Source organism: Oribacterium sp. NK2B42, assembly GCF_000424445.1.
In the GTDB taxonomy this organism is placed as follows: domain Bacteria; phylum Bacillota; class Clostridia; order Lachnospirales; family Lachnospiraceae; genus Oribacterium.
In genome coordinates this window covers 76568-87770 of the sequence record NZ_KE384188.1, presented here as the reverse complement: position 1 = coordinate 87770, position 11203 = coordinate 76568, and the positions used below count along the sequence as shown (strand labels likewise).

The 11203-nt window shown below is 42.7% G+C and carries 11 protein-coding genes and 1 pseudogene; 2 read left to right on the top strand and 10 right to left on the bottom strand.

Annotated features, from left to right (window positions below):
• Together G625_RS0116460 and G625_RS0116455 are read left to right on the top strand one after the other, a co-directional pair.
• Positions 1-192: pseudogene (locus G625_RS0116460) on the top strand (IS110 family transposase); the annotation flags it as partial.
• Between the two features lie 526 nt (positions 193-718).
• Entirely contained in the window at positions 719-1714 is a 996-nt protein-coding gene (locus G625_RS0116455; RefSeq protein ID WP_029201967.1) for a LacI family DNA-binding transcriptional regulator, read from the top strand.
• 207 nt (positions 1715-1921) lie between these two features.
• Here the strand turns inward: G625_RS0116455 and G625_RS0116450 are convergent, their stop codons facing one another.
• The 10 genes from G625_RS0116450 to G625_RS22910 all read right to left on the bottom strand — a co-directional run.
• Positions 1922-4153, bottom strand: a complete 2232-nt coding sequence (locus G625_RS0116450) for an AAA family ATPase (protein ID WP_029201966.1) — start codon at positions 4151-4153, stop codon at positions 1922-1924.
• Positions 4154-4269: 116 nt separating this feature from the next.
• Positions 4270-4569 (bottom strand): ATP-dependent Clp protease adaptor ClpS, encoded by a 300-nt coding sequence (locus G625_RS0116445; protein WP_029201965.1) that lies wholly within the window; start codon positions 4567-4569, stop codon positions 4270-4272.
• Positions 4570-4692: 123 nt separating this feature from the next.
• Entirely contained in the window at positions 4693-5664 is a 972-nt protein-coding gene (locus tag G625_RS0116440) for a dihydrodipicolinate synthase family protein (protein WP_029201964.1), read from the bottom strand.
• Positions 5665-6122: 458 nt separating this feature from the next.
• Positions 6123-6791, bottom strand: coding sequence for a leucyl/phenylalanyl-tRNA--protein transferase (gene aat, locus G625_RS0116435; protein ID WP_029201963.1), 669 nt, complete (start codon positions 6789-6791; stop codon positions 6123-6125).
• The gene (locus tag G625_RS0116430; RefSeq protein ID WP_198014931.1) at positions 6773-7429 is read right to left on the bottom strand and encodes a 4'-phosphopantetheinyl transferase family protein; all 657 of its coding nucleotides are present in this window, start codon (positions 7427-7429) and stop codon (positions 6773-6775) included. The genes aat and G625_RS0116430 overlap by 19 nt, the downstream gene beginning before the upstream one ends.
• A 229-nt stretch (positions 7430-7658) precedes the next feature.
• Entirely contained in the window at positions 7659-8594 is a 936-nt protein-coding gene (gene epsC, locus G625_RS20585; protein ID WP_242826657.1) for a serine O-acetyltransferase EpsC, read from the bottom strand.
• Between the two features lie 150 nt (positions 8595-8744).
• Entirely contained in the window at positions 8745-9374 is a 630-nt protein-coding gene (locus G625_RS22815) for a hypothetical protein (protein ID WP_049895977.1), read from the bottom strand.
• A 159-nt stretch (positions 9375-9533) separates the two neighbouring features.
• Positions 9534-10289 carry an SDR family NAD(P)-dependent oxidoreductase gene (locus tag G625_RS0116415; protein ID WP_031550437.1) on the bottom strand — a complete coding sequence of 252 codons (756 nt, stop codon included), beginning with the start codon at positions 10287-10289 and terminating at the stop codon, positions 9534-9536.
• A gap of 68 nt (positions 10290-10357) precedes the next feature.
• Complete coding sequence (locus G625_RS20575; protein WP_084152966.1) at positions 10358-11032, bottom strand: TMEM164 family acyltransferase; 675 nt, start codon at positions 11030-11032, stop codon at positions 10358-10360.
• Positions 11017-11203 (bottom strand): hypothetical protein (locus G625_RS22910; protein ID WP_207637315.1); only part of this gene is annotated, 187 nt, incomplete at its 5' end. The genes G625_RS22910 and G625_RS20575, both read right to left, overlap by 16 nt.

Genomic DNA, 11203 nt, shown 5'->3' with positions numbered 1-11203 from the left:
CCGGTTATTCATGAGTACTACACCTTAAAATGCAAGTCCAAAAAGAAGAACGTTGCAATAGGTGCTGTAATGCACAAAATATGCAATATCATTTTTGCTATGCTTCGTGATAACAAGCCCTATGAGATGATCACCCCTGAAGAACACAGAAAGCAGTTTAATCGGCTCAATCGCACTACAAAAGTTGCCTGACATCTAATTTGTCATTTTCAATGTGCTATAAATGAATTAGCTTTATTAAAGTTACCCAAAAATGCAGGTGATGGCTAATTTCTAATATTTTCAATTTACTCCTTGACATTTCTTAGCTGGACTTATTTTTACACGAATATGATAGTGAATTTAATCTTTAACTGCATCAGCAAGGCGCCTTCGCTGTCTGCAATCGTTTGTTTTGTTATGTGATATTTATATCATCCGTGAAAAACTTATGCAATATTTTCGGCTTTGACTGCAATTTGTTGCATATAGGCTGCAACAAATTGTATTAATTGTAGTTTTTGTCTAGTTTTAGGCGCCTGTAATTGTGCATATTTTATGTTCGTTTGACAAGCACTTTGTGCATATTTTTATCTTATATTTCAATTGCAATCGTTTGTATACTCTAGTATCATTGTATTTAATATATTTGTTTATTTACAAATAACCCATCATATCTGTCATCCTTATGTCAGAAGTAATCGATTGGAAACATACATTTATATATGAGGTAATCAATATGGCCACCCTTAAAGATGTTGCGGCTCTGGCACACGTTGATGTTTCAACGGTATCAAGAGCCCTGAATAACAGTTCATATGTCCATCCGGACACCAAAGCCAGAGTCATGGCTGCTGTAAAGGAGCTAAGCTACAAACCCAATGTCCTGGCAAGAGGCTTACGACACGGAAAACTCAATACCATAGCTATAGTCATTCCCAAGATCAATTACTCCATCTTTTCGCATGTCGCCTTCGGAGTAGAAAAGGAAGCCCAGGCAAAGGGTTACGCCGTCATAATGGTAAATACCGGAAATGACGGAGCAATAGAAAAAGAAAGTCTCAATAAATTAAGAAACAGTTTTATTGACGGCATGATCATTGCATCTACCGGGAACAACAAACGCCTGATACGAGACATCAACACAGAAATTCCCGTTGTTCAGTTTGTCAGATGCTTTGATTCCAATATAAGCTGTGTTGATGTTAACTACACTGAAATCGGATACAAATCTGTATATCATCTGTACGAAAAAGGCTGCAGGAGAATCGCCATAATCAACGCTTCCATTCCGCTTGCTCCATATATGGAAAGATACACCGGATACAAACGTGCCCTTTCAGAATTAGATCTTGAGGAAATAGCCATTTCCAAAGAGTCCTTATTACAGGATATTTATTATGGTTATGAATGCACATTAGATCTTTTAGACAAATATGATGATATAGATGCTGTTCTGCTGGCAGGTGATACCCAGGCCATGGGTGCTTTGAGAGCTTTAAAAGAGCGTAAGATTTCCGTGCCTGAGCAAATCAAGGTTATGAGTATGACAGGAACCGAAGTAGGAAGTATGCTGGAAACCTCACTTACCTCCTTCGAACTTCCGGAAGAAGAGATCGGCTCACAGGCAGCCCTGATGCTCATCAGAGCCATAGAGGCTCCCAAAGATCAAAAGCCCTCCGTCCAGCATCTCACTCTTTCCGCCAGACTGGAGGAAAGGGAGTCAACCATGTAAGACATCAGCCAAACCACCGGGGACGGTTCTCGCCGGCGAGAACCGTCCCTACCGGATACAATCCGAATATATTTCACACAGCTCATATCCACAAATAGACAAAACAACGGGAACCTTCTTTGACCAAAGGTTCCCGTTGTTTATTTCCTGTTTTAGCTTTATTTCGGCTTAAGTCTTTCTCTTAGTTCTTTCAATCAGATCATTCTATCAGTTCTTCCTCTTTGAAGCAAAGCGTACAATAAATTTTTCGTCCTTTGCGTCAAGCGTACACTTTCCGCCCTTTTTCAGTCTTCCGAAAAGAATCTCATCCACAAGAAGAGTCTTGACTTCATTTCCTATAACTCTGTCAATCTCTCTTGCACCGTATTCCCTGCTTATTCCTTTTTTCTTCAGGAGCTGAACAGCCTCTTCTGTATAGCTCAGTTCAACCTTCTTTGCCTTAAGCATAGAGCTGAGTTCAGAAAGCTTCTTTCCGGCTATAAGTTCTGCCATGGTCTCATCAATGCTGTTAAACACCACTATCTGGCTCAGTCTGTTACGGAATTCCGGCTGAAATGTCTTTTTGACCTCTTCCATGAGAGTATCTTTGGTACCGTCCTTGGCAAGGAAGCCAATGCCTGCCTTGCCGAGTCTTGTGGCTCCGGCGTTGGAGGTCATGATTATGATGACATTCCTAAAATCTGCCTTTCTTCCCTGGTTATCGGTCAATGTGGCATAATCCATGACTTGAAGGAGTATATTAAACACATCCGGATGAGCCTTCTCAATCTCATCCAGCAGCAATACACAATTCGGATTTTTTCGGATCTCCTCTGTCAAAAGTCCGCCCTCTTCATATCCCACATAACCTGCGGGAGCACCCACCAGCTTTGCCACGGAATGCTTCTCCTCATATTCACTCATATCGAATCGAACAAGGGAGATGCCCAGCTCCTTTGCAAGCGTCTTTGCTATTTCAGTCTTTCCGACACCGGTAGGACCTACGAAAAGAAGACTGGCCATGGGCTTGGTCTCTTCAATCATGCCGGCTTTTGAAAATTTGACGGCATTAACCACCTGTTTAATAGCCTCATTCTGACCGTAAACCTGCGACAGAATCCTGTCTTCCAGTGTTGCAAGACTTGAGAGCTCATCTGTTTCAGCTGCTTTTATGGGAACTCTGCAGATCTTTGTGAGAACTTCATTTATAAGTTCCTTACCAACGGATTGTCTTTTCTGTTCCAAAGGATGAATCTTTCTGTAGGCACCCGCTTCATCAATAAGGTCTATGGCCTTATCCGGTAGGAATCTTTCATTGATATACCGGGCGCTCATTCTCACCGCATATTCAAGTACGCCCTTTCCATATACTACTCCATGAAACTTTTCGTATTTTGTTCTCAGTCCTTCAAGTATCTTTATGGACTCCTCTATGCCCGGTTCTCTGATCTCCACATTCTGAAATCTTCTCACCAGGCTCTTGCTTTTCTCAAAATGCTTTTTATATTCTTCAAATGTGGTGGCTCCGATGAAGCGTATCTTTCCTGCCGCAAGGTACGGCTTCAGGATATTGGCAGCATCAAAGCTGCCCTCACCGGTGGCACCGGCTCCTAAAAGATTATGTATCTCATCGATATAAATGATAGGATTATCTTCTTTTTCTATACGGGAAAGTATCTTTTTAAGACGTTTTTCGAAATCTCCGCGATACTTGGTTCCCGCAAGCAGGCTTCCGAGATCCAATGAATATATTCTCGCACCCTTTAATGGGGCCGGAACATTATCCTGATTTATACGTTCGGCAAGTCCATAGGTGATGGCAGTCTTGCCGACTCCCGGTTCTCCCACATGAAGGGGATTGTTCTTGTCTTTTCGGCAGAGGATCTGAATGGTTCTTTCCAGCTCCTCTTCTCTTCCTATGAGAGGATTCACATTCTGAAGCATGTCATTTATGCAAGGTGCAAAGTCCGACAAAGGTTCTTCCTCTTTTTTATCTCCGGAACTTACATTTTCCCCGGAAATAAAGGCTTCATCCTCATCTTCATAGACATTAAGAAGTTCCTCCAGTAGAGACGCTTCGTCAACCCCCTGCCTGTTCATGTAATATGCGGCATAGCTCTCTTTAAGATTAAAAACCGCATGCAGAAAATGACTGAGTTCCACTACTGACCTGCCGCTGTTCACTGCCTGATTATGGGCTATTGTAAATGCCATCTCCATACCGGCCGACATTTCAGGTCCGCCTTTTTCCTTCTTATCCACAAAGCCTTCAAGATAAGTCACGAGATCCTGTTCCAGTTCCTTTACATCTCCTCCGCAATTTCCGAAAGCAAGTCTGAAATCATCATGAGCACATATCTCCAGCAGTACCAGTTCAGGAGTGACATATTCATAATGCATCTTTATGGCTGTTGTATATGAGTTATTTATAATTGCCGCAAGCTCTTCCGTTACATTCATTGAACTATCCTTTCATAGGCAAATAAGCTGTACAGTTCTTTTATCCCTGCCTTATTAATTACCTGAATCATTTTATCCAGGGGTATGACAGTCCCAAAATATATAAATTAAATCACTCAGGCTTCCTCAACTGTCATCTTGAAGGGAAAACCGGCACTCTTTGCACGTATTTTGGCAGCATTGACCTTTGACACCGCTATATCATACGGATAACAGCCGACAACTGCTTTGCCTCCCTTATGAACAGTCATCATAAGAGACTCTGCTTCTATCTCGTTCTTGTTAAATATCTCCAAGAGAATCTCAACCACAAATTCCATCGTAGTGAAGTCATCGTTATGCATGATCACATTATATTTCCTTGGTTCACGAAGTTTGATGTTTGTTCGTTCCTGTACCGCTCCCTGTGTAGCCATTTAACCACCTCGTCTATCAACGTTTTGCTTTATAGTACTCATATTATTATATAACAAAAACCACGGGACATGAATTCACATATCCCGTGGTTCTTTATGGATAAATCTGGATAACTTAAGAGATTAAGCAAACTTAGACATATCAACCTTCTCAAGACCGCTGTTCTTGATGCCCTGAGCGATCCAATCCTTCTCTTCCTGGTTAAGAGGAAGTACAGGCTTTCTCATAAGGCCGCTTGTGAAGATACCTCTCTGTACAAGTGTCTCCTTAAGTCTTGCATGTGCCTCACCTGATGGCTGTCCGCCGCCATAGATTGCCTGGCTGATGTGATAGATTCTGTCGCTCCAGTCCTGAGCTTCCTTAAGTGTGTGCTTGTCAGGGTTAGCGAATACTTCTCTTGCAGGGCAGATAAGCTCTGGTACGCAGCCTGCGAATCCGATAAGAGCTCCGTCCATGCCTGGGAACCATGATACACAGAGTGTCTCGTCGTGGCATGTGATAAGGCTGATATCAGGGCACTCCTGGCGAAGAAGTCTTACATCGTGCTCATAGATAGATGTTACACGAGTTCCCATCTTGATGCACTTAACGTGGTCGATCTCTTTGCACATCTTGATAAGTGTCTCTACAGGGTAGAATGCCTTTGATGTTGCAGGGTAGAGGTGGATAATGATATCGATGTCAGCACCCTCAGCTACATCCTTGATGTACTCGAAAGGAGCGTTCGGGTTCATACCGAATCTGAGCCACATGTGAGGAGGCATAAGAAGGATTGCGTCAGCGCCTGCTTCCTTAGCCTCAGCTGCCATCTCGATTGACTCCTGAGTGTTCTCGCAGTTAACACCGGAAACGATTGTCATGATATCGCCGCACTCTTCAGCACAGATCTCAGTTACTCTCTTTCTTTCAGCTCTTGTAAGGCCTGTGATCTCTCCTGTGTGACCGTTACATACAAGACCCTGGATTCCCTTGTCATAGAAGCTCTTGATCCAACGAAGGTATACTCTGAACTCTTGCTCGTTGATTGAGTAGTCGTCATTAAGTGGTACTGATACTGCAGGGAATATTGTCTTGAAATTCTTAACCTTAGCCATGATTGTTTTTCTCCTTATTGATTATCGAAATTATTTTTAGGGTGATTCTTTAACTGCATCAGCAAGGCGCCGTTCGCTGTCTGCAATCGTTTGTATTTCTTATGGTTAAGTTATATCACCGGCTGCAAACGTTTGCAACACCTCTGTACGCTACTGCAAAAAGTTGCATATAGCCTGCAATAAGTTGTATAAACTGTTACTTATTGCCATTTTGTGCTTTGCTTAATTGTGCAATATTTACAGCATGAAGAACCTTTCCTATTTATACACCCTGAAATCCGAAGGCTGTTACAATCGTTTGCATGCCATTGTATCATTGCATTATTGCTGCCACACATCTAAATACAATATATATACATACATACATACGCTTGCACATCAACGGAATCCTTACTTCTCATCCCAAACCTGCATAAAAAAATACTCACCATAGTGGCAGATGTACTCATCACAGGACTCTAGTTTTTCTCCCAGTTCTTATCTATTCCTTCTTCCAACAGTTTGCAATATTCCTCATAGCTTATGTAACAGCCGCCCATACTCTCCAGGTGATCTGTATGGAACTGGCAGTCTATCATATTGAAACCCTGATCCTCCAGGAACCTGGCAAGAAAAATAAGCGCGAGTTTGGAGCCATTTTCTTTCTCGCTGAACATACTCTCCCCAAAGAAGCATTTGCCTATAGAAACGCCATACAGTCCTCCGGCAAGTTCACCATCGATAAATGACTCAACGCTCGTGGCATAACCTGCCCTGAAAAGTCTTCCGTAAGCCGCCTCCATTTCATCAGAGATCCATGTACCCTCTTTGAACTCTCTCTGAAGTCTGCATCTGTGCATGGTATCCCTGAAATCCCTGTTCAGCTTGATTCCGATATCATGGTGCCTGATGAATTTTCTCATGGAATGCGAAATGTGTATTTCCGAAGGTCTGATGATATATCTCTTATGAGGACACCACCAGAGAATTTCATCTCCGGGATCGAACCAGGGAAAAATGCCATTGGAATAAGCAAGCAAAAGCCGGCCCAGGGAAAGATCCCCTCCTACTGCAAGAAGTCCGTCCTCCTCAGCCTCGGAAGGCATGGGAAACCATATTTCATTTTCGTCTAACCGATATATCGCCATATTTCTTCAATGCTCACCTTATACAATTTCATCTCAGTCTTCGAGAACACGCTGACAGCGAAGTTTTCCGTTTCCTCCGAATACACCTTCAGATCTTCATATCGCTGCCATTCCTGACTGTTACTTACACTAAGGAAGTCCTTCCCGTCTATATCATATACAAGTCCTTCTCCATGATACTTTCCATAGGCCTCCTTCAAAGTCCAAATCCGGGCAAGTGCCCTTATGGCAGCATCCCCATCCGCGGTCTCTCCAAAAGCTTTCATCTCATCCTCAGTCAAAAACTGCTTTTTTACCTGTGTTAATGTCTCAGTATAATTCTGTACATCTATACCGACTGTGTCCTGATCCACCACACATGCAACAGCATTATCACAATGGGAAAAGTTAAAGCATATATCAGCCCCTTCGATATGTGGCTTGCCGGATTTGTCATATATTAGTTTCGGTTTTTCCCCGATGCCGTATTCCTTTTTCAGTGCGTACCTCAACAGTATATAGGCAAAGATACACAAAGCCTTATCTTTATAAAATCTGTATCTGTCCACCTTTTCCCGCCTGTCTTCATCAAGAAACTCCGACCAGTCAGAAAGTGGTTCGTTTAATTTTTTGAAATCCGCTGAAAGCAAATATATCATTCTGTCTCCCTTGTTGGTTTTACATCCCATATAATCCGGAATCAGAGTATTTCTCCATTTTCACTATCACTCATGATTTAATGCTCCATACCGATATAATTATAACTAAAATTCCATAAAATAAGACCATCAGATTTCATTGGAAATCGATGGTCTTTGAATCGTATCAATCTACATTCCGCCACTTTGTGAAGTGGCACAAATATCTGTAAAAGCACTTTCAGATTAATTACTCGTACAGCTTACCGGTATTTTCGTCCTCATCCCTGCCCTTAAAGGTAAGCTCAGGATTTTTTATGCTGACCTTCGTATATGGAGGAACCGATTCAGTGATGAAAGAACTGCCACCGATGGTGGAATGCTCACCGATAACCGTATCTCCTCCGAGGATGGAAGCATTGGAATAAATAGTGACATTGTCTCCGATGGTCGGATGTCTCTTGACTCCGGAGAGAAGCTGCCCCTTTCTTGTGGAAAGCGCTCCAAGGGTTACACCCTGATAAATCTTCACATTATTACCGATCTCTGTAGTCTCACCGACAACAACACCGGTTCCATGGTCGATAAAGAAATACTCACCGATCTTTGCACCGGGGTTAATGTCTATACCGGTGTGAGAGTGTGCATACTCTGTCATCATTCTCGGAATAAAGGGCACACCCAGAAGATAAAGCTCATGGGCTATCCTATATACAAAGATCGCGTTAAATCCCGGGTATGAAAAAATGACCGCTTCTTTGCTGCCGCTGGCGGGATCACCGTCATAAGCTGCATCTACATCAGTAAGAAGTATCCTGAGGATTTCGGGGAAACGCTCTGCAAATTTATAACTTATTTCCTCGGCTTTTGCATTGATCTCCTCAGAAAAACCCTGATCCTCCTTGCCGTACCGAAGTGCGATAACAATCTGCTTTTTAAGCTCCTCGATAACAGAGCTGATCATCTCTCCTGCAAAATAATGAGATGTGGTTTTCTCAAATGCAACCTGCCCAAAGTAGCCCGGGAACATTAATCTTCTTATGGCTTTTATTATAACGATGATCCTGTCCCTGTCAGGAAGTCTCCTTTTTCCCAAAGCATTCAAAAGATCAACATCTTCGTAATTCTTATTGATAATATCTACAAGGTCGCTAAGCTTCCTGTTCTTCTCTTCGTCAGTCATCATGTAGCCGGTTCTCCTCGAAATTTTCTTTGTTTTTGTTACTTTAAAGTATTAGCATAATTTACTGCATTAGTCCAGTTTTCTCGTCCCCATATACCACCAAAAAAATCCCGGATACCCTTTAAAAAGGCATCCGGGAAACTCTGTTAAGAATCAAGCTCCGTTGCAAAGCTCCGTTGCAACGCCATTTGAAACTGTTATATACAGAACCGGTCCGGTGCTATTTATGAAATCTGATTTGCTCATAGCATGAAAACCTTCTTCATCACCTTCTCCATACCTGGTCTGACCGTTAAGTTTAAACTGATATGTACCGTAACTCATCTGAGTCGTGTTCTCCCAATTATCACCAGGATAATAATCCAGGGTACCTGTAACTGTCAGAACATCACCACTGATCGAAACAGAGTCCAGATGTGCTATACTATAGCCACTGTCATATAAGCAACCATAGTATGTTCCGGATGTAGTTACATATGAGGAGCTGCTACCTGAACTATAGTAATTACTAGCGTAACGTGACGGCTGTCCGTCCCATTTTCCATCATAACCTACCCAATAACCGTCCGGTGTCCATGAGTTCACAAGCATAACACCGTCACTTCCGAGATAATAATTGCCAACCCATTGGTTTGTCGCATAATACCCATAATCATTTACATAGTACCAGTCGCCGTAGTAGTCTTGCTCCCAATATCCGGCAAATGACGTAATAGATAAAATTGACATGATAAGAGCCAGAACAACCGCAAATCTAAGTGCTTTAAAGTTTTTACTTCGCATGTTTACCTCCTGAAATCTGATATACAAAAAATCACGAACCTCTTGTCTCTAACATTTAATATCGGCGAAGTTCCGGTTTTATATAAACACTAATAAGGGAGGGTTCTCACTCGAGAACCCTCCCCCGTTAAATGTCCGTAAACACGGACTATCTGTTTTTTACTGAAGCACAAATCCACCGTTAGGTGAGATAACCTGACCTGTGAGATAAGGAGCCTTAAGGATATACTCAAGGGCACCTGCGATATCGGAAACGTCACCGATATATCCCTCAGGAATTGTTCCGGCAAGAGCATTGAGCTCGTCCTGGTTAACGCCGCGAAGCATATCTGTCATGATCATGCCCGGAGCGATGGCATTGGCACGTACGCCTCTTCCTGCAAACTCAAGTGCAAGGGCTCTGGTGAGACCGATAACGCCGGACTTGGCTGCGCAGTAATCTGCCTGGTTGATAACACCTGTAAGTCCGCCAACTGATGAGATGTTTACGATCATTGCCTGATGCTCCTTGTCGGAGTGGTTAATCATGTGAGGAAGAACCAGATGAGTCATATGTAAAAGGCTCATAAGATTGGTTGCGATAACTTTCTCATACTGCTCGTGGGTAATGTCTATCCAGTTACAGTTGTTGGTAATACCTGCGTTGTTTACGAGAACGTCGATGTTCTCACCGAACTTGTCAACCGCAGCCTTAACGAGAGCCTCACAGTCCTCGTACTTGCTGACATCTGCTCTTACAACCAGAGAATCTACGCCGTAATCCTTCTTAAGCTGCTCTGCGATTTCCTCTGACTTTGCCTTTGAAGACTCACTTACGTAGTTAATGACTACATCATAGCCAAGCTCTCCAAGCTTAAGAGCCATTGCCTTTCCTATACCACGTGAACCTCCGGTGATTATTGCTGTTTTTGCCATATTGGGCCTCCTCAAGATCGTTTATTTATTAACATTGTACCATTATACATCTTTTTTATCAATTTTTCTTATATTTTTTTGTATATCGTATCCAGGATAAAATGAATCGCGAGTGCTCCGATGCACATCGAAATAAGATAAATTATGATCCCCAGCGGTCTGCCCGTTATGGCATCTATATCCCTGAATACAATCTGAGAACTGTTATGATATGGGGAAATGTAGAACATATCGCAATCACCCAGTTCATGGAAGATGACATTTATTATCTCTGCCATGCTCGAAAGAATCAGAAAAAGTGGAAGTGTACTTACAAATCCGGAGATTCCCGGAAGTGCTAAACCATTAAACGTGATATACAGAGACAGCACCAGCATAAGCACATGCCATATAAATCCATGGGCTGTCAATGCCGCGTACCCCGGGTGTATGAGTCCGTCATGCACGATGAGTGCCATGATACCACCAAGTAATCCGTAATCGCGTATGAAAGTAAGTATTACTGCTCTGATTCTTTCCGTGCTTTTAAGTCCTGCCAAAGCCGCATACATAAGGCAAAGGTACATAGGCATAGAACAAAGCTGGAACGGAAAATACCATATCTCGTACCTTCCTCCAAACTCCACCTTCCATATCATAAGCTGCTTCCAGATTTCCATCAGCAGCAAAACGATTCCAAATATGATTATTTTCTTGTCTGTGTCTTTTTTTATTGAGACCACCTTCTTTAAGCTAAGTAGCAAAGTTCAATCCACTCCCCTCGGGTGAGGGGAGACAGGAACTGATAATAGTATCTGTCCTGTTCGCTGAATTTCAATCCACTCCCCTCGGGTGAGGGGAGACAATCCTCGATTGATACAAGTCCTCCGGGGCTTACGTATTTCAATCCACTCCCCTCGAGTGAGGGGAGACGT